The 23634-nt window shown below is 59.0% G+C and carries 20 protein-coding genes, 4 tRNA genes and 3 other RNA genes; 20 read left to right on the top strand and 7 right to left on the bottom strand.

The features are described 5' to 3' along the window. Nucleotides 1-19 precede the first annotated feature (19 nt). From AC6I8F_RS18525 to AC6I8F_RS18495, 7 genes are all read left to right on the top strand, one after another. Nucleotides 20-96, top strand: a tRNA-Arg gene (locus AC6I8F_RS18525). Nucleotides 97-186: 90 nt separating this feature from the next. Then, a tRNA-His gene (locus AC6I8F_RS18520) sits at nucleotides 187-262 on the top strand. 16 nt (nucleotides 263-278) lie between these two features. Continuing rightward, nucleotides 279-365, top strand: a tRNA-Leu gene (locus AC6I8F_RS18515). Nucleotides 366-401: 36 nt separating this feature from the next. Further along, nucleotides 402-478: transfer RNA gene (locus AC6I8F_RS18510), tRNA-Pro, on the top strand. 37 nt (nucleotides 479-515) lie between these two features. After that, nucleotides 516-645: non-coding RNA, RtT sRNA (locus tag AC6I8F_RS18505), on the top strand. Between the two features lie 37 nt (nucleotides 646-682). After that, nucleotides 683-812, top strand: a non-coding RNA gene (locus AC6I8F_RS18500) — RtT sRNA. 38 nt (nucleotides 813-850) lie between these two features. Beyond that, nucleotides 851-980, top strand: a non-coding RNA gene (locus AC6I8F_RS18495) — RtT sRNA. Between the two features lie 627 nt (nucleotides 981-1607). Here the strand turns inward: AC6I8F_RS18495 and hemY are convergent. The 4 genes from hemY to hemC are packed head-to-tail and all read right to left on the bottom strand — an operon-like array spanning nucleotide 1608 to nucleotide 5639. After that, complete coding sequence (gene hemY, locus AC6I8F_RS18490) at nucleotides 1608-2804, bottom strand: protoheme IX biogenesis protein HemY (RefSeq protein WP_058775512.1); 1197 nt, start codon at nucleotides 2802-2804, stop codon at nucleotides 1608-1610. 2 nt (nucleotides 2805-2806) lie between these two features. Continuing rightward, on the bottom strand, nucleotides 2807-3937 hold the full coding sequence (gene hemX, locus AC6I8F_RS18485) for a uroporphyrinogen-III C-methyltransferase (RefSeq protein ID WP_058758109.1): 1131 nt from the start codon (nucleotides 3935-3937) through the stop codon (nucleotides 2807-2809). Between the two features lie 23 nt (nucleotides 3938-3960). Next, a complete protein-coding gene (gene hemD, locus AC6I8F_RS18480; RefSeq protein ID WP_058775513.1) occupies nucleotides 3961-4701 on the bottom strand; it encodes a uroporphyrinogen-III synthase in 741 nt (246 codons plus the stop codon). Continuing rightward, nucleotides 4698-5639: a hydroxymethylbilane synthase gene (hemC, locus tag AC6I8F_RS18475; protein WP_031279613.1), complete on the bottom strand. Its 942-nt coding sequence runs from the start codon at nucleotides 5637-5639 to the stop codon at nucleotides 4698-4700. Before hemC ends, hemD begins: the two co-directional genes overlap by 4 nt. Before the next feature lie 317 nt (nucleotides 5640-5956). Here hemC and AC6I8F_RS18470 point away from each other — a divergent pair, with 317 nt between their 5' ends. The 9 genes from AC6I8F_RS18470 (at nucleotide 5957) to AC6I8F_RS18430 (ending at nucleotide 16918) form a co-directional block, all read left to right on the top strand. After that, nucleotides 5957-8515 carry a class I adenylate cyclase gene (locus tag AC6I8F_RS18470; protein ID WP_021506974.1) on the top strand — a complete coding sequence of 853 codons (2559 nt, stop codon included), beginning with the start codon at nucleotides 5957-5959 and terminating at the stop codon, nucleotides 8513-8515. Nucleotides 8516-8640: 125 nt separating this feature from the next. Next, a complete protein-coding gene (gene lptM / locus AC6I8F_RS18465; protein WP_022548017.1) occupies nucleotides 8641-8847 on the top strand; it encodes an LPS translocon maturation chaperone LptM in 207 nt (68 codons plus the stop codon). 29 nt (nucleotides 8848-8876) lie between these two features. Further along, the gene (dapF, locus tag AC6I8F_RS18460) at nucleotides 8877-9701 is read left to right on the top strand and encodes a diaminopimelate epimerase (protein ID WP_262264946.1); all 825 of its coding nucleotides are present in this window, start codon (nucleotides 8877-8879) and stop codon (nucleotides 9699-9701) included. Further along, a complete protein-coding gene (locus AC6I8F_RS18455; protein WP_021506972.1) occupies nucleotides 9698-10402 on the top strand; it encodes a DUF484 domain-containing protein in 705 nt (234 codons plus the stop codon). The genes dapF and AC6I8F_RS18455 overlap by 4 nt, the downstream gene beginning before the upstream one ends. After that, nucleotides 10399-11310 carry a tyrosine recombinase XerC gene (xerC, locus tag AC6I8F_RS18450; RefSeq protein WP_498028335.1) on the top strand — a complete coding sequence of 304 codons (912 nt, stop codon included), beginning with the start codon at nucleotides 10399-10401 and terminating at the stop codon, nucleotides 11308-11310. The genes AC6I8F_RS18455 and xerC overlap by 4 nt, the downstream gene beginning before the upstream one ends. Then, nucleotides 11307-12023, top strand: coding sequence for a 5-amino-6-(5-phospho-D-ribitylamino)uracil phosphatase YigB (gene yigB, locus AC6I8F_RS18445; RefSeq protein WP_498028334.1), 717 nt, complete (start codon nucleotides 11307-11309; stop codon nucleotides 12021-12023). The genes xerC and yigB overlap by 4 nt, the downstream gene beginning before the upstream one ends. A 173-nt stretch (nucleotides 12024-12196) precedes the next feature. Beyond that, nucleotides 12197-14359 (top strand): DNA helicase II, encoded by a 2163-nt coding sequence (uvrD, locus tag AC6I8F_RS18440; RefSeq protein WP_498028333.1) that lies wholly within the window; start codon nucleotides 12197-12199, stop codon nucleotides 14357-14359. Nucleotides 14360-14680: 321 nt separating this feature from the next. Further along, nucleotides 14681-15634, top strand: coding sequence for a magnesium/cobalt transporter CorA (corA, locus tag AC6I8F_RS18435; RefSeq protein ID WP_010617090.1), 954 nt, complete (start codon nucleotides 14681-14683; stop codon nucleotides 15632-15634). 231 nt (nucleotides 15635-15865) lie between these two features. After that, a complete protein-coding gene (locus AC6I8F_RS18430) occupies nucleotides 15866-16918 on the top strand; it encodes an AbrB family transcriptional regulator (RefSeq protein ID WP_498028332.1) in 1053 nt (350 codons plus the stop codon). On the opposite strand, the gene rarD is transcribed toward AC6I8F_RS18430, so the two are convergent. Then, nucleotides 16889-17788 (bottom strand): EamA family transporter RarD, encoded by a 900-nt coding sequence (gene rarD / locus AC6I8F_RS18425; protein WP_058771068.1) that lies wholly within the window; start codon nucleotides 17786-17788, stop codon nucleotides 16889-16891. The genes AC6I8F_RS18430 and rarD overlap by 30 nt on opposite strands. 43 nt (nucleotides 17789-17831) lie before the next feature. Then, nucleotides 17832-18302 carry a thioesterase family protein gene (locus tag AC6I8F_RS18420; RefSeq protein WP_031279610.1) on the bottom strand — a complete coding sequence of 157 codons (471 nt, stop codon included), beginning with the start codon at nucleotides 18300-18302 and terminating at the stop codon, nucleotides 17832-17834. 164 nt (nucleotides 18303-18466) lie between these two features. Between AC6I8F_RS18420 and pldA the strand changes: the two genes are divergently transcribed. From pldA to rhtC, 3 genes are read left to right on the top strand one after another with little or no spacing between them, the layout of a single operon-like run. Continuing rightward, nucleotides 18467-19345, top strand: coding sequence for a phospholipase A (gene pldA, locus AC6I8F_RS18415; protein WP_498028331.1), 879 nt, complete (start codon nucleotides 18467-18469; stop codon nucleotides 19343-19345). 20 nt (nucleotides 19346-19365) lie between these two features. Then, complete coding sequence (gene recQ / locus AC6I8F_RS18410; protein ID WP_336701165.1) at nucleotides 19366-21189, top strand: ATP-dependent DNA helicase RecQ; 1824 nt, start codon at nucleotides 19366-19368, stop codon at nucleotides 21187-21189. Nucleotides 21190-21201: 12 nt separating this feature from the next. Beyond that, nucleotides 21202-21825, top strand: coding sequence for a threonine export protein RhtC (rhtC, locus tag AC6I8F_RS18405; protein WP_021506963.1), 624 nt, complete (start codon nucleotides 21202-21204; stop codon nucleotides 21823-21825). 81 nt (nucleotides 21826-21906) lie between these two features. On the opposite strand, the gene rhtB is transcribed toward rhtC, so the two are convergent. After that, nucleotides 21907-22530 (bottom strand): homoserine/homoserine lactone efflux protein, encoded by a 624-nt coding sequence (gene rhtB, locus AC6I8F_RS18400; RefSeq protein ID WP_021506962.1) that lies wholly within the window; start codon nucleotides 22528-22530, stop codon nucleotides 21907-21909. Nucleotides 22531-22633: 103 nt separating this feature from the next. On the opposite strand from rhtB, the gene pldB reads away from it, so the two are divergent. Next, a complete protein-coding gene (gene pldB / locus AC6I8F_RS18395) occupies nucleotides 22634-23629 on the top strand; it encodes a lysophospholipase L2 (RefSeq protein WP_058775518.1) in 996 nt (331 codons plus the stop codon). The last annotated feature ends 5 nt before the right edge of the window (nucleotides 23630-23634 follow it).

Genomic DNA, 23634 nt, shown 5'->3' with positions numbered 1-23634 from the left:
CCATCCGCAACGGCGCTACGCGCCCGTAGCTCAGCTGGATAGAGCGCTGCCCTCCGGAGGCAGAGGTCTCAGGTTCGAATCCTGTCGGGCGCGCCATTTAGTTTGTGCGCAAGAGCTTCGGTGGTTGGTTTAACCGCGTTATGCAGTGCATTAAGTAAGCGGTTACGCTTACGCACCAGAATTATGGTGGCTATAGCTCAGTTGGTAGAGCCCTGGATTGTGATTCCAGTTGTCGTGGGTTCGAGTCCCATTAGCCACCCCAGATTTTGCTGGGACATGCGAAGGTGGCGGAATTGGTAGACGCGCTAGCTTCAGGTGTTAGTGTTCTTACGGACGTGAGGGTTCAAGTCCCTCTCTTCGCACCAGGCAAAACAAGTAAGCAGTAACAGGCAGTACAAAATCGGCGAGTAGCGCAGCTTGGTAGCGCAACTGGTTTGGGACCAGTGGGTCGGAGGTTCGAATCCTCTCTCGCCGACCATCATTTAAGAAACCTGCTTTGCAAAAAGCAGGTTTTTTTTCGTCTGTAGCAAAAGAGGATGAGAACCTCCGAAGGAGGTTTGAGCCGAGCGCAGCGAGACAACGTTGCGTCAGCAACGGCCCGCAGGGCGCTTCTCGCAGAGAAGCGTAATCCTCTCTCGCCGACCATCATTTAAGAAACCTGCTTTGCAAAAAGCAGGTTTTTTTTCGTCTGTAGTAAAAGAGGATGAGAACCTCCGAAGGAGGTTTGAGCCGAGCGCAGCGAGACAACGTTGCGTCAGCAACGGCCCGCAGGGCGCTTCTCGCAGAGAAGCGTAATCCTCTCTCGCCGACCATCATTTAAGAAACCTGCTTTGCAAAAAGCAGGTTTTTTTTCGTCTGTAGGAAATAGAGGATGAGAACCTCCGAAGGAGGTTTGAGCCGAGCGAAGCGAGACAACGTTGCGTCAGCAACGGCCCGCAGGGCGCTTCTCGCAGAGAAGCGTAATCCTCTCTCGCCGACCATCATTCATGAAACCTGCTTTGAAAAAAGCAGGTTTTTTTCGTCTGTAGCAAAAGAGGATGAGAACCTCCGAAGGAGGTTTGAGCCGGGCGCAGCGAAGGAAGAGCAGTCGGGGAAGTTGTCGCTTTTACGCGACATATAACCTGCTGATTTTTAGTAGTCTTACTTTTCCTTGCACAGCCTGTCGCTCAGCGGAGACAGCTTTAAGAGGTGTGTCGCAAATTCCCGACGTTGCTGCCGCGCTCTGTCCCTTACTGCTGGCTAAATGACTGATATAAAATAACTTCCCGAGATTCATGCCATTCTGGCACGCTTTGTGCAATAATCTCTGCGTAGATGCTCATTCCACCTCTTATGTTTGCCAATGCAACATAAACCTGGGAATGATGCAGAGCCCCTTACGGTATCCGTTGTCCAGCTGGCAGTAACGTGCACGCGCTACTGCAGTAAGAAGGACATTACGTTGAGTCGGATACCATCAGTTGTCTTACCGACCTGATCTTACACCTGCTTCTGGCAGGTGTTTTTTTATCTGCCGTTCACGGATTGATGCCGTATTCACTGCACTTTCTTTCAGGCAAAAAAAAGCCGGGACTGGCCCGGCGTGCACAAAAATAACAACAGTAAAATCAGGCACCAGGATTGTTCTTCAGCGTCAGTAACAGACCTTCGCGACGCATTTTAGCCGCGTCTTCCGGGCGATGCAGGCGATCGTAAACGTCCGCCAGCCAGGCATAGTCAAAGCCATCCGGACGCTGTGCCAGCGCCTGCTGGAAGGCTTCTGCGGCCTGCTGCCATTCACCGTGGCGCATCAGCAGCTGGCCGAGCGTGCTGTGCAACAGCGGCGTGGCACCGTGCTGCTTAATCTGCTGACGCAGCGCTTTCTCCAGGGCCTGCGGGTCACCGCTTTTGATGCGCGGCATCAGCAGCACCAGCCGATCGTCATACTGACGCTTCAGCCCTTCCAGCACGATGCTTTGCGCGGTGTCCGGATCGTCGCACTCAATCAAATGCTCAGCCATCGCCACCTGCAGCGCGGTCTCTTGGCGGGTTTTGCGACTCTGGTTCTGCCACCATTTTTTCAGGCCTTCGCTGCCCTGATCGGCCATGGCCTGATTCATCAGACCCAGCCACGCCTGCTGCTGCAGCGCGTTACGCTGGTTCTCATCGTTAATCTGCGCCTTCTGCATGGAGGGCAGGATATCCAGCAATGCGCCCCAGGCGCCGGTGCGGATATAAGCCTGCTCGGCCAGACGCAGCACTTCCGGATGGCGCGGCGCCACTTCCAGCAGGCGATCGATACCGTGACGTGCGGCGTGATCTTCGTTACGCGCCAGCTGCAGGCGCACGCGGGTGATCTCAACCGGAATGGTATCGTTCTCGGAGAGCTCAGAGGCGCGCTCCAGATGCTGGTTAGCACGGATTTCGTCGCCGCGCTGCTGCGCTGCTTCCGCCGCCAGCAGATAGTTCGCCACCGGCTGATCGGCGTGATCGGCATTCTTCGACAGCAGCTTCTCCACCTGACGGTAATCGCCTTCCGCCAGCTTCATCAGCGCGCTCTGCGTGTGACGCTGGGCGCTGCGACGTTTACGCCCGGTGAACCAGCCGCGGGTGCGGGCGCCGGTGCGGAACAGGCGACGCAGAATCCACTCGACCAGCAGAATCACCAGCAGGCTGAGAATCAGGATGATGGCCAGACCGGTGACGCTGGTCTCAATGTTCCAGTTATCGGTCTGGATCAGCACGTAGCCCTGATGGCCGGCAACCATCGGTCCCAGCACAATGCCGGCAATCAGCAGCAGGAAAAGCACCAATACTTTCAGCATGGTTAGCCTCCCTGTTGATCAGCCGCAGCCGATGGCTGCGCCAGCAGATTGCGCACGCGCGTTTGCATCAGTTTTTCCAGCAGCGCCTGGCTCTCCAGCGTGTCCGGCACGTCCATCGAAATACTTTGCTGACTCAGCTCGTCGAGCTGGGCGAGGAAGGCTTTGGTTGCCGCATCGTTAGTGTCGTACCAGGCACGCACCCAGGTGGATACCGCATCGATGGACTGTTTGTAGATCTCATCCTGATGGCGCGGCACCGCCTGCGCGGCAATCAGCAGACGTGAACGGATGTTTTCGCGCAGATAAACATCCTGATTCGGTGCCAGCAGCGGCTGCGCGGTGTTATCGCGGCGGCGGATGGTGATGAAATCATCCATGAAGTTGTGCCAGCTCTTCACCAGATTCTGACGCCACTCGTGCAGCGAGCTGGAGAGCTCACCGCTGTCGGCATCCATTGGCGATTCATCGCTGTCGTTATCGGCCAGACGCAGATTATCCACGCCGTTCGACAACTGATTCAGCTTGAGGATGATGCCGTCGTAGTCCACCTGGCTGACCGCCGCCAGTGAACTGATGTCCTGGGTCAGCGCGCGGCGCACGTTCATGATGCTGGGATCGTTCATCTCCGCCAGGCTGGTGTCCGCGCTTTTCAGCAGCGCTGCCGCGGTGGTGACGTCCTGATCGCTCCACAGTTTGCGACCCGCCAGTTTGACGAGGTAGTCGGCCTGCGCCAGCAGCCAGGTGCGGGTATCGTTGCCGGAAATAGTGGCCACTTTTTCACGCAGCGTTTCCAGCTCTTTGGCGCTGTTATCCTGCTGGCTGCGCGCTTCCTGCAGCGCGGTGTTGGCGTCCGCCAGCTGCTGCGAGAGCTGTTGTTTATCGCTGCCCAGTTGCTGCTGCAGGGCGCTCAGCTGCTCGCTCAGGTTCTGGTTAGTCTGAGCCTGTAAGTCGGCCTGGTGTTTCCCATTCAGGTAAAGTCCCGCGCCAATCGCCAGTGCAATGACAATTGCCACCGCGCTCAGCACCTTGCCGTCGCTCTTTTTCGCGCGAGGCGGCTGGCTGGCTGGCGTCGGGGAAGTGTCCGCAGGGGTGGTTTCTTCAACCATGGCGGAGGAGTCTTTTTGTTCCGTCATTGTGGCTCATCCCAATGTTAAGTTCAGCGTAACGCACGCAGCAGCGCGTCGTTATCCGCACCATCGGCTACCTCAATCTCCTGCCAGCCTAATTCGGCGGCCTGGGTAGCCAAACGTTCACTGACGACCAGTAGTCGACAGTGCAGCAGCCATTCCCGCCGATCGATTGGCGGAAACAGCGCAAACAGTTGTTGTAACATTTCACCGCTGGTCACCACCAGCGTGGTAATACCGCGATCGCGCCAGCGACGGCCTTCAATCGCGCCGTCGTACTGCTTTTCACAGCGCTGATAGCACTCACAGTATTGCACGTCCGCGCCGCGGGCGATCAGCGTCTCCGCCAGCAGTTCACGGCCCGGACTGCCGCGCAGAATCAGCGCACGCTTGCCGCTGACCTGCTGCAGGCGATTCAGCCGCACCAGCTCTTCGCTGGTTTCCCGCGCATGCGGATAGTCAACTTTCAGATTACTGACGGTGTGCAGCGCCAGCGCGGTGCTGCGACCAATGGCATAATAGTCGAGAAATGCCGGCCACGCGCTGCGCTGCTGCTGTAAAGCGGGCTGGGCAAAGTGCACCACCTGCTGCGACAGCAGAAATACCAGGTCACCAGGCTGCAGGGAGGCCAGCTTTAGCGGCAGTTGGGGGAGATCGCGACCCGGCGTGAATTCAATCAGCGGAAACGACCACGCCAGTTTGCCCTGGCTGCGCAGGCGCGCGACCAGTTCGCTGGCGGCGGGTTCCGGACGGGTCACGAGGATAGTCATGCGGGCGGCTGTCCCTGATAAACTTCACGCAGAATGTCGCGCGCGCCGCCGTCCAGCAGCTCTTCGGCCAGTGAAATCCCCATCTGTTCGGCCTGTTCACGCGGGCCGCGACGTTCGCCCACCACCATCTGGCTGCCATCCGGCGCACCGACCAGGCCGCGCAGCCACAGCTGATCGTCTTCCAGCACGGCAAAACTGCCGATCGGCACCTGACAGCCGCCTTCGAGACGGGTATTCATAGCGCGCTCGGCGCGCACGCAGACGGCTGTGTCGCTGTGGTTCAGCGCCTGCAGCAGCGTAATTAACGGCTGATCGTCGAGGCGGCATTCAATGCCGACCGCGCCCTGGCCCACCGCCGGCAGGGAAAACTCCGCCGGCAGCGCCTGGCGAATGCGATCTTCCAGTCCAAGGCGTTTCAGCCCGGCGGCAGCAAGAATGATGGCGTCATACTCGCCGGCGTCCAGTTTGCTGAGACGCGTACCGACGTTACCGCGCAGCGAGCGAATCACCAGATCCGGGCGTCGTGCGCTGATTTGGCACTGGCGACGCAGGCTGGACGTGCCGACCACCGCGCCCTGCGGCAGTGCGTCGATCGAGGAATAATGATTCGAGACGAACGCGTCGCGCGGATCTTCGCGCTCGCAGATGGTCACCAGTCCCAGACCGTCGGGAAAATCGACCGGCACATCTTTCATGGAGTGCACCGCCATATCGGCACGGTTTTCCAGCATCGCCAGCTCAAGCTCTTTGACAAACAGTCCTTTGCCACCCACTTTCGCCAGCGGCGTATCAAGGATGACATCACCTTTGGTGACCATCGGCACCAGCTCAACCTGCAAGCCGGGATGCGCAGCCATCAGGCGCTGTTGGACATATTGTGCCTGCCACAAGGCAAGCGGGCTTTGCCTGGTAGCAATTCTGAAAATTTTGTTTAACATGCTGTTAACCATTTTGATCGTTCATCGATTATCCTATCATTGATAGGGGAATGCTGTCAGTTTCAACGGATTGACCAGGCTGCAATCTCAGACCGGAGCCCGCTTTTTACGGCGTCAGATTCTGAGGCTGGAGTCCGAAAATGCAGGGCTACGTTTGGAACGTGCTAAACTGTCAGGTAGCGCAACTTTCTTTACGGTCAATCTTCCAGGTGTTAGATTGATCACGTTTCCAGCAATAATTTGCCCGACATCTTTATTATTAAGTGGCAGATTTTGGAAACAGGGTGCTTAACACTGGGACAATCAGGCGAAACGTCTTGTACCTCTACATTGAGACACTGAAACAGAGACTGGATGCGATTAACCAGCTGCGTGTAGATCGCGCACTGGCTGCCATGGGACCTGCTTTCCAGCACGTCTACAGTCTGCTGCCAACATTACTGCATTATCATCATCCGCTGATGCCGGGTTACCTTGAAGGTAGCGTTCCCCATGGCGTCAGCTTCTTTGCGCCTGATGAAAACCAGCAGCAGCTGCTGCAACAGTTAGCGGGCGACCATCCGCTCGACCTCAGCAGCGCGGTGAAGGGTGAACTGCCTATCACCGGCATCTACTCGATGGGCAGCACCTCGTCCGTCGGCCAGAACAGCGTCTCCGATCTCGACATCTGGGTATGCCATCAGTCATGGCTGGATAACGAAGAGCGTCTCAATCTGCAGCGCAAGTGTACGCTCCTGCAAAAATGGTGTGTGTCGCTGGGTGTGGAAGTCAGCTTCTTCCTGATCGACGAAAACCGTTTCCGCCATAATGAGAGCGGCAGCCTCGGCGGTGAGGACTGCGGTTCTACCCAACATATTTTACTGCTGGATGAGTTCTACCGTACCGCCGTGCGCATGGCGGGGAAACGCATTCTGTGGAACATGGTGCCCGGCGAAGAAGAACATCACTACGACGATTACGTGATGTCGCTCTATTCACAGGGCGTGCTGACGCCGAATGAGTGGCTGGATCTCGGCGGTCTCGGCACGCTGTCGGCGGAAGAGTATTTCGGTGCCAGCCTGTGGCAGCTGTATAAAAGTATCGATTCGCCGTACAAAGCGGTGCTGAAAACCCTGCTGCTGGAAGCTTACAGCTGGGAATACCCGAACACGCAGCTGCTGGCGATGGATATCAAACAGCGACTGCACGACGGCGAAATTGTCTGCTTCGGTCTCGATCCCTACTGCATGATGCTGGAGCGCGTGACGCGCTACCTGACCAGCGTCGATGACACCGCGCGCCTCGACCTTGTGCGCCGTTGTTTCTACCTCAAAGTGTGCGAAAAACTCTCCAGCGAGGAGCAGCATCCGCGCGCGGGCTGGCGGCGTGAAATTTTGTCGCAGCTGGTGAAAGAGTGGGGCTGGGACGATGAGAAGCTGGCGGTGCTGGATAATCGCGCGCAGTGGAAAATCGAACGGGTGCGCGAGGCGCACAACGAGCTGCTGGATGCGATGATGCAGAGCTATCGCAACCTGATCCGTTTTGCCCGTCGCAACAATTTAAGCGTCAGCGCCAGCCCGCAGGACATCGGCGTGCTGACGCGTAAATTGTACGCCGCGTTTGAAGCGCTGCCGGGCAAAGTCACGCTGGTGAACCCGCAAATCTCGCCCGATCTGTCGGAAGAGAACCTGACCTTTATTCATGTGCCGGCCGGGCGCGCCAACCGTGCCGGCTGGTATCTGTATAACCAGTCGCCGGACATGAGTTCAATCATCAGCCATCAGCCGCTGGAATATAACCGCTATCTCAACAAGTTAGTGGCATGGGCGTGGTTTAACGGACTGCTGACGCGCAAAACCCGTCTGCACATCAAGGGCAACGAATTCTGCGATCTGCCGCGCCTGCAGGAGCTGGTCAACGATGTCTCCAGCCACTTCCCGCTGCGTCTGCCGGCACCGACGCCGAAAGCGCTCTACAGCCCGTGCGAAATCCGGCATCTGGCGATCATCGTTAACCTCGAACACGATCCGACCTCGGCGTTCCGCAATCAGGTAGTGCACTTCGACTTCCGTAAGCTGGATGTGTTTAGCTTTGGTCAGCAGCAGCAGTGCCTGATCGGCAGCATCGATCTGCTGTACCGCAACTCGTGGAACGAAGTGCGTACGCTGCACTTCAGCGGCGAGCAGGCGATGATTGAAGCGCTGAAAACCATTCTGGGCAAAATGCATCAGGACGCCGCACCGCCGGACACGGTAGAAGTATTCTGCTACAGCCAGCATCTGCGCGGCCTGATTCGTACCCGCGTGCAGCAGCTGGTGTCGGAATGCATTGAGCTGCGTCTGTCGAGCACGCGTCAGGAGCCGGGCCGCTTTAAAGCGCTGCGCATGGCCGGTCAGACCTGGGGCCTGTTTTTCGAGCGCATGAGCGTCTCAGTGCAGAAGCTGGAAAACGCGGTCGAGTTTTACGGCGCGATTTCCAACAACAAGCTGCACGGTTTGTCGATCAAAGTTGAATCGAACCAGACGCCGCTGCCGCCGGTGGTCAACGGCTACGCCAGCGAAGGCATCATTCAGTTCTTCTTTGAAGATACCAGTGACGATCGCGGCTTCAACATCTATATCCTTGATGAAAGCAACCGGGTGGAGGTGTATCACCATTGCGAAGGCAGCAAAGAGGAGCTGGTGCGTGACGTCAGCCGCTTCTATTCGTCGTCGCACGATCGCTTTACCTACGGCTCGAGTTTTATCAATTTCAACCTGCCGCAGTTCTATCAGATTGTGCACGCCGGCGATCGCTTCCAGGTGATTCCGTTCCGCAGCCAGACGCTGACGCAGCTGTGCGCCACCCAGCCGGACAACGACAACGGCGACTTCCAGCCGCGCTACCAGATGCATTAAAGCCGCTGTGCTGAACGCAGTGGCCTGCCCCCGTTTCTGAACCTTCTGCCGGATATTTCCTGTTGCTTTTACAACGTCAACTGCGATGATAAGCAGCTGGGATTTGGATAAAAAGAGCAGACAGAATGATACGAGTGATGAGCCAGCTGGGTATGGCGCTGGCACTGGTCAGCCTGGTAGGCTGTGGCCTGAAAGGACCGCTGTATTTCCCGCCCAACGATCGGCCGCAACAGAAAAATCAGCCGGTGACTGAGCAGCAGCAGAAAGCGGCACAGGATGCGGATACCAGCGGCCTGGTCACCAGCAAACCGGCTGGCGTGCAGGCGAATTAAACCCGATGAGTCATCCGGCGGAGCAGAAAATGCAGTTCTCGAAAATGCACGGTCTCGGTAACGACTTTATGGTCGTCGATGCCGTGACGCAAAACGTCTTTTTTTCGCCGGAACTGATTCGCCGCCTGGCGGATCGGCATCTGGGGATCGGCTTCGATCAGTTGCTGATCGTCGAGCCACCTTACGATCCGGATCTCGATTTCCACTACCGCATCTTCAACGCTGACGGCAGCGAAGTGGCGCAGTGCGGCAACGGCGCGCGCTGTTTTGCCCGCTTTGTTCGCCTCAAAGGGCTGACCAATAAAAGCGACATTCGCGTCAGCACTCAGACCGGCCGCATGATACTGAGCGTCACCAGCGATGAGCTGGTACGCGTTAACATGGGCGAGCCCAACTTTGACCCGCAGCAGGTGCCGCTACGCGCTAACAAGGCGGAAAACCTCTATCTGCAGCGCGTGGCCGAGCAGACCGTGATGTTTGGCGCGGTATCAATGGGCAATCCACACTGCGTGATCCAGGTTGAAAGCGTGAAAACCGCCGCGGTGGAGACGCTCGGTCCGGCACTGGAGAGCCATGAGCGCTTTCCCGAGCGCGTGAACGTCGGCTTTATGGAAGTGGTCAATCCGGAACACATCCGTCTGCGCGTGTATGAACGCGGCGCGGGCGAAACCCAGGCGTGCGGCAGCGGCGCCTGCGCCGCAGTGGCCTGCGGCATTCAGCAGGGCATTCTGGCGGAGAAAGTGCGCGTCGATCTGCCCGGCGGCACGCTGCATATCGCCTGGAAAGGGGCCGGTCAGCCGCTGTTTATGACCGGGCCAGCCACACACGTCTATGATGGGTTTATTCATCTATGAAAAATATCGAAGAGCAGACCGACAGCGCGGTTTTGCTGGACGATCAGGCGGTGAGCGCCTGGCTGCGTCACAACCCCGATTTCTTTATTCGCAATGCGCGCCAGGTTGAGCAAATGATGGTGCCGCATCCGGTGCGCGGCAGCGTATCGCTGGTGGAGTGGCATATGGCGCGTCAGCGCAACCACATCCAGCAGCTGGAAGAGGAGATCACGCTGCTGATGGAGCAGGCAACCGCCAATCATCAGCTGTTCGATCGCCTGCTGGCGTTGCAGAGCCATCTCGCGGCGGCCGATAGCCTGCAGGAGATGCTGACGCGCCTGCATCGCTGGGCGCGCGAGCTTGGCCTGGCGGGCGCCAATGTGCGGCTGTTCAGCGACCGCTGGCGCATCGGCGCACCCTCCGATTTCACCCAGCTTGGTCTGTCACGCCAGGCGTTTGAGCCGCTGCGCATCCAGCGCTTTGGTCAGCAGCATCACTACCTTGGCAGCCTGAACGGACCGGAGTTGCTGCTGCTGCTGCCGCAGGCAAAAGCCGTCGGATCGGTGGCGATGTCGCTGATGGGCGAGCAGGGCGATCTCGGCGTACTGATCTTCAGCAGCCGCGACAACCAGCACTATCAGGCGGGCATGGGCACGCTGCTGCTGCAGCATCTGGCACAAATGCTGCCCGACCTGCTGTCTCGCTGGGTTGAGCGCGCATGAGCAGCGCCAGCCCGCTGTTGCCGGCCGTTGAGGGCTTTCTGCGCTATCTGAAAGTCGAACGCCAGCTCAGCCCGCTGACGCAAAAAAATTACCAGCGCCAGCTGCAGGCGCTTATCGCCATGGCGGATGACATGCACATTACCGCGTGGTCGCAGCTGGAACCGGCACAGGTGCGCAGTCTGGCGGCGCGCAGCCGGCGCGGCGGCCTCGGGGCCAGCAGCCTGGCGCTGCGCATGTCGGCGCTGCGCAGTTTTCTCGACTGGCAGGTCAGTCAGGGCATGCTGACGGCCAATCCGGCCAAAGGTATCGCCATGCCGCGCAACGCACGGCATCTGCCAAAAAATATGGATGTCGACGAAGTCAGCCAGCTGCTGGAGATCGATCTCGACGATCCGCTGGCGGTGCGCGACCGCGCCATGCTGGAAACCATGTACGGCGGCGGTTTACGTCTCGCTGAGCTGGTGGGCATCGACTGTCGTCATCTGGACCTGGAGAGCGGTGAAGTCTGGGTGCGCGGTAAAGGCAGCAAAGAGCGCCGCGTGCCGATTGGCGGCACCGCCGTCACCTGGCTGCAGCACTGGCTGCCGTTACGCAACAGCTTCGCGCCGCAGGATGATGCGGTTTTTGTGTCGACGCGCGGCAGCCGTATTTCGGCGCGCAATGTGCAGAAACGCTTCGCCGAATGGGGCATTAAGCAGGGCGTCGCCAGCCATATCCACCCGCATAAGCTGCGCCACTCGTTTGCTACCCATCTGCTGGAATCGAGCGGCGATCTGCGCGCGGTGCAGGAGCTGCTCGGCCACGCCAACCTCTCGACCACGCAAATCTATACCCACCTGGATTTCCAGCATCTGGCGTCGGTATACGATGCGGCACACCCGCGTGCCAAACGAGGAAAGTCTGAATGAAGTTTTATCGCCCGCTGGGCCCGATCAAAGCCATCACCTTCGATCTTGACGATACGCTGTATGACAACTATCCGGTGATCCGTAAAACCACGGCGGAATCGCACGCTGCGCTGCAGGCGTATCACCCGGCGCTGCGCGAGTTTACGCCGGAAGATTATCAGGCGCTGCGCGATGAACTGCTGCTGCGTGAGCCGGAAATTTATCACGATGTCTCTGAGTGGCGTCGCCGCTCGGTAGAGCTGGCGCTGCTCAACGCCGGACTGCCGGCCGCGCAAGCCAGCGCAGGTGCCCGGGACGTGATGAGCGTGTTTCACCAGTGGCGCAGTGCGGTGGAGATGCCAGAAGAGACGCATCAGACGCTGGCCTGGCTCGGCGAGCGCGTGCCGCTGGTGGCGATCACCAACGGCAACGCCGACCCGCAAAAGCTCGGCATTGATCACTACTTCCAGTTCGCGCTGCGCGCCGGTCCGCACGGCCGCGCCAAGCCGTGGCAGGATATGTACCATCTGGCCGCCGAACGGTTGGACATTGCGCCGCAGCATATTCTGCACGTCGGCGATGACCTGACCACCGACGTCGCCGGTGCGCTGCGCGCCAGTCTGCAGGCGTGCTGGATCAACCTGCGTGACGGCAATCTGATGAAGATTGATGACGCGCGCCTGCTGCCACACGTGGAAATTCATCAGTTGGCATCGCTGACCTCGCTGCTATAATGGCTGTAAATTTATCCAGTCGTATTCTGTATTCTGCAACGCGCGGCCGTGCAGGCTGTGTGTCACCAGCCTGATCGCTTAGCTGATTACGCCCTCGCAGATGTCTGCCCTTGCCGCCTGGCGGCAACGCGAACGGTGCAGGATACGCATCCTACTTGCTTAAAACGGTGCTTATGGACGTTTCCGATCTGCTTAACGGCTTGAATGACAAACAGCGCGAAGCGGTCGCCGCGCCGCGCAGCAATCTGCTGGTGCTGGCCGGAGCGGGCAGCGGTAAAACCCGCGTGCTGGTGCACCGCATCGCCTGGCTGCTGTCGGTGGAGAACTGTTCGCCGTACTCAATTATGGCGGTGACCTTCACCAACAAGGCGGCGGCGGAGATGCGCCACCGTATCGACCAGCTGATTGGCACCAGCCAGGGCGGCATGTGGATTGGTACTTTCCACGGCCTGGCGCACCGTTTACTGCGCGCGCACCACCTGGATGCCGGGCTGCCGCAGGATTTCCAGATCCTCGACAGCGAAGATCAGCTGCGTCTGCTCAAGCGCCTGATCAAAGCCATGAACCTCGACGAGAAACAGTGGCCGGCGCGTCAGGGCATATGGTACATCAACGGCAAAAAGGACGAAGGGCTGCGGCCTAAGCACATCGAAAGCTACGGCAATCCGGTGGAGCAGACGTGGCTGCGTATCTATCAGGCGTACCAGGAAGCCTGCGATCGCGCCGGGCTGGTCGACTTCGCCGAACTGCTGCTGCGGGCGCATGAGCTGTGGCTCAACAAGCCGCAGATTCTCAATCACTACCGCGAGCGCTTCAGCAATATTCTGGTGGACGAATTCCAGGACACCAACAACATTCAGTACGCGTGGATTCGCATGCTGGCAGGCGACAGCGGTCGGGTCATCATCGTTGGCGATGACGATCAGTCCATTTACGGCTGGCGCGGCGCGCAGGTGGAGAACATCCAGCGTTTCCTGCAGGATTTCCCAGGCGCGGAAACCATCCGTCTTGAGCAGAACTATCGCTCCACCAATAACATTCTGAAAGCAGCTAACGCCCTGATTGCCAACAACAATGGCCGTCTGGGGAAAGAGCTGTGGACCGACGGCAGCGACGGCGAAAAGATTTCACTGTATTGCGCGTTCAACGAGCTGGATGAAGCGCGCTTTGTCGTCAATCGCATCAAAACCTGGCATGAAAACGGCAACGCGCTGCAGGATTGCGCCATTCTCTACCGCAGCAACGCCCAGTCGCGCGTGCTGGAAGAGGCGCTGCTGCAGGGCAGCATGCCGTACCGCATTTACGGCGGCATGCGCTTCTTCGAGCGCCAGGAGATCAAAGATGCGCTGGCCTATCTGCGGCTGCTGGCCAACCGCAATGACGATGCGGCATTCGAGCGCGTGGTCAACACGCCGGTGCGTGGCGTTGGCGATCGCACGCTCGACGTGGTGCGCCAGACCGCACGTGAGCAGCAGCTGACGCTGTGGCAGGCCACGCGCGCACTGCTGCAATCCAAAGCGCTGGCTGGCCGTGCCGCCTCGGCGCTGCAGCGCTTCTGCGAGCTGGTGGATGCGCTGGCAACGGAAACCGCTGAGCTGCCACTGCACGTACAGACCGATCGGGTGATTAAAGACTCCGGCCTGTGGCTGATGTACGAGCAGGAAAAGGGCGAAAAAGGCCAGGCGCGTATCGAAAACTTAGAGGAACTGGTCACTGCCACGCGCCAGTTCAGCTATCAGGACGAAGACGAAGATCTGATGCCGCTGCAGGCGTTTCTGTCGCACGCGGCGCTGGAAGCTGGCGAAGGCCAGGCGGACAAGTGGCAGGATGCGGTGCAGCTGATGACGCTGCACTCGGCGAAAGGGCTGGAGTTCAGCCAGGTGTTTATCGTCGGCATGGAAGAGGGCATGTTCCCGAGCCAGATGTCGCTGGACGAAGGCGGCCGGCTGGAGGAGGAGCGTCGCCTGGCGTATGTCGGCGTGACGCGCGCGATGGAGAAGCTGACGCTCACCTACGCCGAAACCCGTCGCCTTTATGGTAAGGAAGTGTATCACCGGCCATCGCGCTTCATTGGTGAACTGCCGGAAGAGTGCGTGGAAGAGGTGCGGCTGCGCGCCAGCGTGAGCCGGCCGGTGAGTCATCAGCGCATGGGCACACCGGTGGTGAAGAGCGACAGCGGCTTCGCGCTCGGGCAGCGCGTGCGCCACGCTAAGTTCGGCGAAGGCACCATTATCAATCTGGAAGGCAGCGGCGAGCACAGCCGTCTGCAGGTGGCCTTCCAGGGCCAGGGCATCAAGTGGCTGGTGGCGGCTTACGCCCGGCTGGAAACCGTGTAGCGCGGTTGCGCTACCTTGACGACTTTTTCGTCTCAGCGTAACATGCGCGCACTATTATCATGAGAGGACAATGCCTTGGACGCGCCCAGTCGATGCTGGCTCTATACCCTGGTTAACAGGGACAATTTCTAAGGCTACCTCTTTAACGCGGGTAGCCTTAGCGGTTATCAGCGACCTCCCTTTTTGATCCCGTCGCACGAGTCAGCACTGATTTACCCTTGAAGCGAAAGTTTCCGCGTTCAGGCTTTGCCGTGCCCGTGGTGCCAGCAGCACTGCGGTTCACCGCCTTGTCCCATGTCGTCTGCAATGGGGAGTATTGCTATGCTGAGCGCATTTAAACTGGAGCGCGATCGCCTGACGCGCATCGAGCTGGAAGACAACAACGACAAACTCAACACCTCGGTGTGGGTCGATTTGATCGAGCCGGACGACAGCGAGCGTGAGCGCGTGCAGTCGGAACTGGGGCAGAGCCTGGCAACGCGCCCCGAGCTGGAGGACATTGAGGCCTCGGCGCGTTTCTTCGAAGACGAAGACGGCCTGCACATCCACTCCTTTTTCTTTTTTGAAGATGCTGAAGATCACGCCGGCAACTCCACCGTGGCGTTTACCATCCGCGAAGATCGCCTGTACACACTGCGCGAGCGTGAGCTGCCGGCGTTCCGCCTGTACCGCATGCGCGCGCGCAATCAGCAGCTGACCGACGGCAACGCCTACGAGCTGCTGCTCGATCTGTTCGAAACCAAAATCGAGCAGCTGGCGGATGAGATCGAGAACATTTATAGCGCGCTGGAAAAACTCAGCCGCGTGATCATGGAAGGGCAGCAGGGCGAAGAGTACGACGACGCGCTGTCGCGCCTGGCGGAGCTGGAAGATATCGGCTGGAAGGTGCGGTTGTGTCTGATGGATACCCAGCGCGCGCTGAACTTCCTGGTGCGTAAAGCGCGGCTGCCGGGCAATCAGCTGGAGCAGGCGCGCGAGATCCTGCGCGACATCGAATCGCTGCTGCCGCACAACGAATCACTGTTCCAGAAGGTTAACTTCCTGATGCAGGCGGCGATGGGCTTTATTAACATCGAGCAGAACCGCATCATCAAAATCTTCTCGGTGGTGTCCGTGGTGTTCCTGCCGCCGACGCTGGTGGCCTCCAGCTACGGTATGAACTTTGAGTTTATGCCGGAGCTGAAGTGGAGCTTTGGTTATCCCGGCGCGATTGGCCTGATGATTCTCGCCGGGCTGGCGCCGTATCTCTATTTCAAACGGAAGAACTGGCTGTAATCGCACAGCATTGCATCATCGCACAGAACCGTAGCGGCGCGATTCATCGCGCTTTGTCTAACGGATGCTCAGCATATTGCGTCGTGGCATTCGCGTTATTAATACGCAAACCTGAGCGCAATAAATTGCGCCGCTACAACAGCGTGCGGTCTTTTGCTGGCGCCTTACCCCTGACGCGCCAGCGCTAATCTGCTAACCTGTTGCCTCAACTCACTTTCTGATTTCCACCTTATGGCGCGTTTCTCTTTGCGGCAGCAGTGGGCGCTGCTGCTGACGGCTTCGCTGGTGCTGGGCTGCCTGCTCCAGCTGTTGCACCTGCCGGCTGCACTGCTGCTCGGTCCGATGATTGTCGGTACCATTATGGGGCTGAGCGGCGCAACCGTGCGCATCGACAAACGGCTGTTCGTGCTGGCGCAGGCGGTGCTGGGCTGCATGATCGGCCAGAGCCTGTCGCCAGCGATCCTCTCACCGCTGCTCGATGACTGGCCGGTGGTGCTGGCGGTGCTGCTGCTGACGCTGGCGGCCAGCGGGCTGTCCGGTTTTCTGCTGGTGCGCTTTAGCTCGCTGCCGGGACCGACCGGCGCGTGGGGATCGTCGCCGGGCGGCGCGTCCGCAATGGTGGCGATGGCGGGTGATTTCGGCGCCGACGTGCGGCTGGTGGCGTTTATGCAATATCTGCGCGTACTGTTTGTCGCCACCGCGGCGGCCGTGGTGGCCCGCATCGGCCTTAGCAGCAGCGGTGCCGCCGCCCACATTGTCTGGCTGCCGCCGCTGCACAGTGGCTTCGCGCTGACGCTGCTGGTGATGGTGGCGGGTGCGTGGCTGGGGCAGAAACTGCGTATCCCGTCCGGCGCGCTGCTGCTGCCGGCGCTGATGGGTGCCACGCTGCACGGAACGGGGGTCGCGACGCTGCAGGTGCCGGAGTGGCTGCTGGCACTGGCCTATGCGCTGATCGGCTGGAGCGTTGGCCTGCGCTTTACCCGGCCGATCTTTTTGCTGGCGCTGCGCACGCTGCCGCAAATGATCGCCTCGATTATCGGCCTGATGCTGTTGTGCGGGGGGCTGGCGTGGATGCTGACGCGCGTGCTGCACGTCGATCTGATGACCGCTTATCTGGCAACCAGCCCGGGCGGGCTGGATACGGTGGCAATTATTGCTGCTGGCAGCCGGGTCGATATCGCGTTTGTCATGGCGCTGCAGACGCTGCGTCTGTTTACCATTCTGCTCACCGGCCCGGCGATGGCCCGTTTTATCTCACGCTATGCGCACGCGCGTGCGGGCTGAAAACAGCAGCGCGTCCAGAATGAAGATCGCCAGCGCCAGCCAGATGAAGCCGAAGGTCACCATTTTATCCGGCGTCAGGCTCTCACCGTAAAACAGCACCGCCAGCAGGAACATCAGCGTCGGCCCCAGATACTGAAAGAAACCGACCGTCGACAGGCGCAGGCGCGCGCAGGCGGCGGCAAACAGCATCAGCGGAATGGTGGTAATGATGCCGGCGGCGATCAGCTTGAGGTTCAGGCTGAGCGGATTAGCGCTGAGGTGGCTGGTGGCGCTGTCAGCAAAGCCAAACAGATAGATGGCCGCCAGCGGGAACAGCCACGCGGTTTCAATCAGCATACCGCTCTGTGCATCAACCTGAATCTTCTTGCGCACCAGCCCGTACAGCGCAAAGCTCAGCGCCAGGCCGAGGCCGATGATCGGCAGCGAACCGAACTGCCACAGCTGCACCAGCACGCCGGTGGCCGCCAGCAGCACCGCCAGCCACTGCAGACGGCGGAAGCGCTCACGCAGAAATAGCATGCCAAACACCACATTAATCAGTGGGTTGATAAAGTAGCCGAGGCTGGCCTCCAGCATATGCTGATTATTCACCGCCCAGATAAACAGCAGCCAGTTGCCGCCGATAGTCAGTGCGGTCAGCGCCAGCAGCAGCACTTTTTTCGGCTGCGCCAGCACGCTGCGTACCTGACGCCAGCTGCGGCTCAGGGTAATCAGCCCCAGCATAAACAGGGCCGACCAAATTACGCGGTGGGTCATAATTTCCGTCGGTGGCACCTCTTTGACCAGCTTGAAATAGGCCGGCGCGATGCCCCAGATAAAGTAAGCGCCCAGCGCATAAAAAATGCCCTGACGCGTTTGTTGCGTATCCATCATCTATTCCAGAAAAGCGGCGAGTGTGGCAGGCCGCGCGAAGTTAACCAATAAGATAGGTCGCAGTCGCAGTGGCGATGTAATCGCCCTGCTGATTGTGCAATTCGACGCGCGCTACCGCGACTTTATTCCCGGCGCGCAGCAGGCTGCTGGTGGCGACAAAGCGCTCGCCGCGGCCCGGGCGCAGGTAATCGACGCGCATGTCGATGGTGCCCATGCGTGACAGGCGCTGACGCAGCTCCTCTTCGCTGATGCTCTGCTGGCGCGACAGCGCATGGCTGACGCACACCAGCCCGGCGGCAACATCCAGCACTGAGGCAATCACGCCACCGTGCAGAATCTGCTGCGCGGCGTTACCCACCAGCATGGTTTTATTGGCAAAGCCGAGTTCGGCGTAATCGGCTTCAAGGCGATCCAGCTCAAGGCCCAATGCCTGATTAAACGGCATGTGATAGACAAAAATTTCGCCAATCAGCCGGCGCGCTTCCTGCTGTGTCAGCATCGGGGATGACATTTTTCCTGCCTTAAGATGTTAAAGAATTGTGTATATTATGCCGCGTTCGCGCCGCTTTCCAGTTTCAGAAATCCGCGCTAATCAACCACCGGGTTTGCGTGTAGAATGGCGTGCTTTTTGAACCGTCGCCCGACGATAACTTTTGCAGCGCTCTGGAGAATTCTATGCGTAAGCAGTACGCCTTGCTGGCCGCGGCATTTATGGTTCCTGCGCTGGCGCAGGCCGATGAAGCCACCGTGAAAGAGGTTCATGACGCACCAGCAGTGAAGGGCAGTATTATCGCTAACCTGCTGGAAAAACACGATAACCCATTCGTGCTTTATCCCTATGAAAATAACTATCTGCTTTACACCTACACCAGCGACATGAATAAAGAGGCGATTTCCTCTTACAACTGGGCAGACAAAGCGAAAAAGGATGAAGTAAAATTCCAGCTCAGCCTGGCGTTTCCGCTGTGGCGCGGCATTTTGGGTGACAACTCGGTGCTGGCCGCGTCGTATACTCAGCGCTCCTGGTGGCAGTTGTCGAACCGGGGGGCTTCATCACCGTTTCGTGAAACCAACTATGAGCCGCAGATTTTTCTCGGCTGGGCCACCGACTATTCGCTGGGCGGCTGGACATTACGCGACGTCGAGCTGGGTCTGAATCATCAGTCAAATGGCCGCAGCGATCCCACGTCACGCAGCTGGAACCGCGCTTACGCCCGTCTGATGGCGGAGAACGGCAACTTCCTGGCGGAAATCAAACCCTGGTATCGTCTGCCGGAAAGTGCCAGCAACGACGATAACCCGGACATCACCAAGTACATGGGCTACTACCGCGCGAAGCTGGGCTATATGCTCGGCGACAGCATTTTCAGCGTGGAAGGCAACTACAACTGGAATAGCGGCTACGGCGGTGCAACCTTCGCGTGGAGCTATCCGATTTCTGAACACGTGCGCTTTTACACGCAGCTGTTCAGCGGTTATGGTGAATCCCTTGTTGACTATAACCATCGCCAGACGCGTCTTGGCGTCGGCGTAACGCTTAACGATCTGTTCTAACCAGTCAAAACAGGATTACCGTGGCAACATCGGCAGTGCTTAATCAGGAAACGCTGGCGCAGCAGGTATTACAGGATACCTTCGGCTATCAGCAGTTCCGTCCGGGTCAGCAAACCATCATCGAAACCGCGCTGTCAGGGCGCGACTGCCTGGTGGTGATGCCGACCGGCGGCGGCAAATCGCTGTGCTATCAAATCCCGGCGCTGGTGCGCGAAGGGCTGACGCTGGTGGTTTCGCCGCTGATTTCACTGATGAAAGATCAGGTCGATCAGCTGCTGGCAAACGGCGTGGCGGCGGCGTGCCTTAACTCGACGCAGACGCGTGAGCAGCAGCAGCAGGTGTTTGCGGACTGCCGCAGCGGCAAACTGCGGCTGCTGTACATCGCGCCGGAACGTCTGATGATGGATAACTTCCTCGACACCCTGCAGCACTGGAATCCGGTGATGCTGGCCGTCGATGAAGCGCACTGTATTTCGCAGTGGGGCCACGATTTCCGTCCGGAATATGGCGCGCTCGGTCAGCTGCGCCAGCGCATTCCGCAGCTGCCGGTGATGGCGCTGACCGCCACCGCCGATGAAGCCACGCGTAACGACATCGTGCATCTGCTGCAGATGCACGATCCGCTGATTCAGATCAGCAGTTTTGACCGTCCCAACATTCGCTACACGCTGGTGGAGAAGTTCAAGCCTACCGAGCAGCTGCTGCGCTATGTGCAGGATCAGCGCGGCAAAAGCGGCATCATCTACTGTAACAGCCGCGCCAAAGTGGAAGACACCGCTGCGCGTCTGCAGAGTCGCGGCATCAGCGTTGGCGCTTATCATGCCGGCATCGACAGCGAGCAGCGCGCACGCGTGCAGGAAGCCTTTCAGCGTGACGATTTGCAAATCGTGGTCGCGACCGTGGCGTTCGGCATGGGCATCAACAAGCCCAACGTGCGTTTTGTGGTGCACTTCGATATTCCGCGTAATATCGAATCCTACTATCAGGAGACCGGCCGCGCCGGGCGTGATGGCCTGCCGGCGGAAGCGATGATGTTGTACGACCCGGCCGACATGGCGTGGCTGCGTAAGTGCCTGGAAGAGAAAGCGCCCGGGCCGCTGCAGGATATTGAACGCCACAAACTCAACGCCATGGGCGCGTTTGCCGAGGCGCAAACCTGCCGTCGTCTGGTGCTGCTTAACTACTTTGGTGAAGGTCGCCAGCAGCCGTGCGGCAACTGCGATATCTGCCTCGATCCGCCGCGGCGCTATGACGGCCTGGTCGAAGCGCAAAAAGCGCTGTCGGGCATTTATCGTACCGGACAGCGTTTTGGGATGAGCTATATTGTTGAAGTTTTGCGCGGCTCAACCAACCAGCGCATCCGCGATAACGGCCACGACAAACTGCCGGTGTACGGCCTCGGGCGCGAGCAGAGTCAGGAGCACTGGGTCAGCGTGCTGCGCCAGCTGATCCATCTGGGCATGGTGACGCAAAACATCGCCATGCACTCGGCGCTGCAGCTCACCGAGGCCGCGCGCCCGGTGCTGCGTGCTGAAGTGCCGCTGATGCTGGCGGTACCGCGCACCGTGACGGTGAAAAGCCGCAGCAGCGCGCCAAAAGTCTACGGCGGCAATTACGATCGCAAGCTATTCGCCAAGCTGCGTAAGCTGCGTAAAGCTATCGCCGACGAAGAGAATATTCCGCCTTACGTGGTGTTTAACGACGCCACGCTGATTGAAATGGCAGAACAAATGCCGGTCAGCGCTTCAGAGATGCTGAGCGTGAACGGGGTCGGTCATCGCAAACTGGAGCGCTTCGGTAAGCCGTTCCTGCTGATGATCAAAGAACATCTTGATGAAGAATAAGGGAAATAAACCATGCTGATGTTATTTGCCACCGTCGCGCTGGTGCATCTGGTTGCGCTGATGAGTCCGGGACCGGACTTCTTTTTTGTCTCACAGACCGCCGCCAGCCGCTCGCGCAAAGAGGCGATGATGGGCGTGCTCGGCATTACGCTGGGGATTGTGATTTGGGCCGGTGTCGCGCTGATGGGCCTGCATCTGATCCTGGAGAAAATGGCGTGGCTGCATGAAATCATCATGGTCGGTGGCGGGCTGTATCTGCTGTGGATGGGCTGGCAGCTGCTGCGCTCGGCGCGTCAGCGTCACAAGCAACCTCATACGGAAGCGCCGGTGGTTGAGCTGCCAAAGCGTGGCATGAGCTTCCTCAAAGGGTTTCTCACCAACCTGTCTAACCCGAAAGCCATCATCTACTTCGGCAGTGTGTTTTCACTGTTCGTGGGTAACGATGTGGGCGCGATTGAGCGCTGGGGCCTGTTCCTGCTGATCGTCGGTGAAACCTTTGCCTGGTTTACCCTGGTGGCGGCGATTTTTGCCCTGCCGTGGATGCGCGATAAGTATCAGCGGATGGCGAAGTGGGTGGACGGTATGGCGGGCGTGCTGTTTGCCGGGTTTGGTATTCACCTCATCATCTCCCGATAAGATCCCGAACCGTAGCGGCGCAATTTATTGCGCGTTTCAACTGGGCGCGATAAAGCGTGCCGCTACGATCAGTGCCAATCGTTACGCCATTTTACGTGCGCTGGCCAGCAGTGCGCCGACCGCCATAAACAAGCCACCAAACACCCGGTTCAGCAGCTTCATCTGCTTCGGACCTTTGATCCAGCCAGCAATGCGCGTCGCCAGCGTGGCGTAACCAATCATCACAATGATGTCGACCACGATGGTGGTCACGCCGAGTACCAGATACTGCATCAGCTGCGGCTGGTGCGGCACGATAAACTGCGGAAACAGCGCGGCGAGAAACACAATGCTCTTCGGATTGGTGAGATTCACCAGCAGCGCGCGCTGAAACAGACGACGACGCGGCATCGCTTTGGCCACCGCATTGAGATCGATTCCGCCCGCTGAGCGCCACTGCTGAATGCCAAGCCACACCAGATAGGCCGCGCCCGCCCATTTCAGTACCTCAAACGCCAGCACCGACTGCGAAAACAGCGCGCCCAGACCGGCGCCCACCAGCACAATATGCACGGCGAGACCCAGCTGTAATCCGGTAATTGAGGCTGCCGCACCGCGATAGCCGTGGCTGATGCCGGTGCTCATGGTGTTGATCGCGCCGGAACCGGGCGAGAGGCTGAGGATGGTCGTGGTTAACAGGTAGGTTAACCACCATTCAATGGTCATGGGTGACATTCCCTGAAGAGAGTGAAGTGTGACACAATACGCCAGAAAATCGCGCTGCGCTATTAAGTGCAGAGCCGCGTTTGACGTTTTTTCAGGGGGACGGATGCAGCAGCATAAACAGAGTTGGCTCGGACGTGAGCACGCTTTTTCAGCCTTTGCTACCGGTCCGCTGCTCGACTTCTGGCGTCAGCGTGAAGAGTGTGAATTCAGCGGCGTGGGCAATCTGACCATTCGCTATGTGCGCTTCACCTCACCGCAACACCGCCGTGTCATCCTGATTGTGCCCGGACGCATTGAAAGCTACATCAAATACCCCGAGCTGGCCTATGACCTGTTCCACTGCGGCTACGATGTGGTGATTATCGACCATCGCGGTCAGGGGCGTTCAGACCGGCTGCTGGCCGATTCGCATCGCGGTCACGTGGTGGAGTTCAGCGATTATGTCGACGATCTGGAAACGCTGTATCTGAAAGAGATCGTCAGCCATCACTATCAGCAGCGCTACGTGCTGGCGCACTCGATGGGCGGCGCAATTGTGGCGCTGTTCCTGGCGCGTCAGCCGCAGGCCTTCCACGCGGCGGTGTTTTGTGCGCCGATGTTTGGTATCGTGCTGCCGCTGCCGCCGTTTCTGGCGCACCGTATTCTCGACTGGGCGGAAAAGCTGCCCGCGCTGCGCGACGGCTACGCGCTGGGCACCGGACGCTGGCGCGCCAGCCCGTTTGGCATTAACCGGCTGACGCACAGTCGCGAACGTTATCGTCGCAATCTGCGCTTTTATGCCGACGATCCGGCGATTCGCGTCGGCGGCCCCACCTATCACTGGGTGCGGGAAGGGATTCAGGCCGGACGCCATATCCTTAATCAGGTGGCGCAGATTACGACACCGATTCTGCTGCTGCAGGCCAGTGAAGACGACGTGGTGGATAACCGCGCGCAGGATCTGTTCTGTGAAGCCATGGCGGCAGCGGGACATGCGGTGGAAGGCACCACGCCTTACATCATTCAGGGCGCGCGTCACGAGATCCTGTTTGAAACAGACGCCATGCGCGCCGAAGCGCTCAATGCGGTGGTCGACTTTTATCAGCGCCACCGTGACTAATGTAT

Source organism: gamma proteobacterium symbiont of Axiagastus rosmarus (genome assembly GCF_059730925.1).
The sequence above is the reverse complement of the archived record's forward strand: the minus strand, read 5'-3'. Positions and strand labels throughout refer to the sequence as shown.

Excerpts from the sequence above, each read along its gene's own strand:
- hemY (WP_058775512.1), bottom strand. The coding sequence starts at position 2,804 with ATGCTGAAAGTATTGGTGCTTTTCCTGCTGCTGATTGCCGGCATTGTG.
- hemX (WP_058758109.1), bottom strand. The coding sequence starts at position 3,937 with ATGACGGAACAAAAAGACTCCTCCGCCATGGTTGAAGAAACCACCCCT.
- hemD (WP_058775513.1), bottom strand. The coding sequence starts at position 4,701 with ATGACTATCCTCGTGACCCGTCCGGAACCCGCCGCCAGCGAACTGGTC.
- hemC (WP_031279613.1), bottom strand. The coding sequence starts at position 5,639 with ATGTTAAACAAAATTTTCAGAATTGCTACCAGGCAAAGCCCGCTTGCC.
- lptM (WP_022548017.1), top strand. The coding sequence starts at position 8,641 with ATGATACGAGTGATGAGCCAGCTGGGTATGGCGCTGGCACTGGTCAGC.
- dapF (WP_262264946.1), top strand. The coding sequence starts at position 8,877 with ATGCAGTTCTCGAAAATGCACGGTCTCGGTAACGACTTTATGGTCGTC.
- AC6I8F_RS18455 (WP_021506972.1), top strand. The coding sequence starts at position 9,698 with ATGAAAAATATCGAAGAGCAGACCGACAGCGCGGTTTTGCTGGACGAT.
- xerC (WP_498028335.1), top strand. The coding sequence starts at position 10,399 with ATGAGCAGCGCCAGCCCGCTGTTGCCGGCCGTTGAGGGCTTTCTGCGC.
- yigB (WP_498028334.1), top strand. The coding sequence starts at position 11,307 with ATGAAGTTTTATCGCCCGCTGGGCCCGATCAAAGCCATCACCTTCGAT.
- uvrD (WP_498028333.1), top strand. The coding sequence starts at position 12,197 with ATGGACGTTTCCGATCTGCTTAACGGCTTGAATGACAAACAGCGCGAA.
- corA (WP_010617090.1), top strand. The coding sequence starts at position 14,681 with ATGCTGAGCGCATTTAAACTGGAGCGCGATCGCCTGACGCGCATCGAG.
- AC6I8F_RS18430 (WP_498028332.1), top strand. The coding sequence starts at position 15,866 with ATGGCGCGTTTCTCTTTGCGGCAGCAGTGGGCGCTGCTGCTGACGGCT.
- rarD (WP_058771068.1), bottom strand. The coding sequence starts at position 17,788 with ATGGATACGCAACAAACGCGTCAGGGCATTTTTTATGCGCTGGGCGCT.
- AC6I8F_RS18420 (WP_031279610.1), bottom strand. The coding sequence starts at position 18,302 with ATGTCATCCCCGATGCTGACACAGCAGGAAGCGCGCCGGCTGATTGGC.
- pldA (WP_498028331.1), top strand. The coding sequence starts at position 18,467 with ATGCGTAAGCAGTACGCCTTGCTGGCCGCGGCATTTATGGTTCCTGCG.
- rhtC (WP_021506963.1), top strand. The coding sequence starts at position 21,202 with ATGCTGATGTTATTTGCCACCGTCGCGCTGGTGCATCTGGTTGCGCTG.
- rhtB (WP_021506962.1), bottom strand. The coding sequence starts at position 22,530 with ATGACCATTGAATGGTGGTTAACCTACCTGTTAACCACGACCATCCTC.
- pldB (WP_058775518.1), top strand. The coding sequence starts at position 22,634 with ATGCAGCAGCATAAACAGAGTTGGCTCGGACGTGAGCACGCTTTTTCA.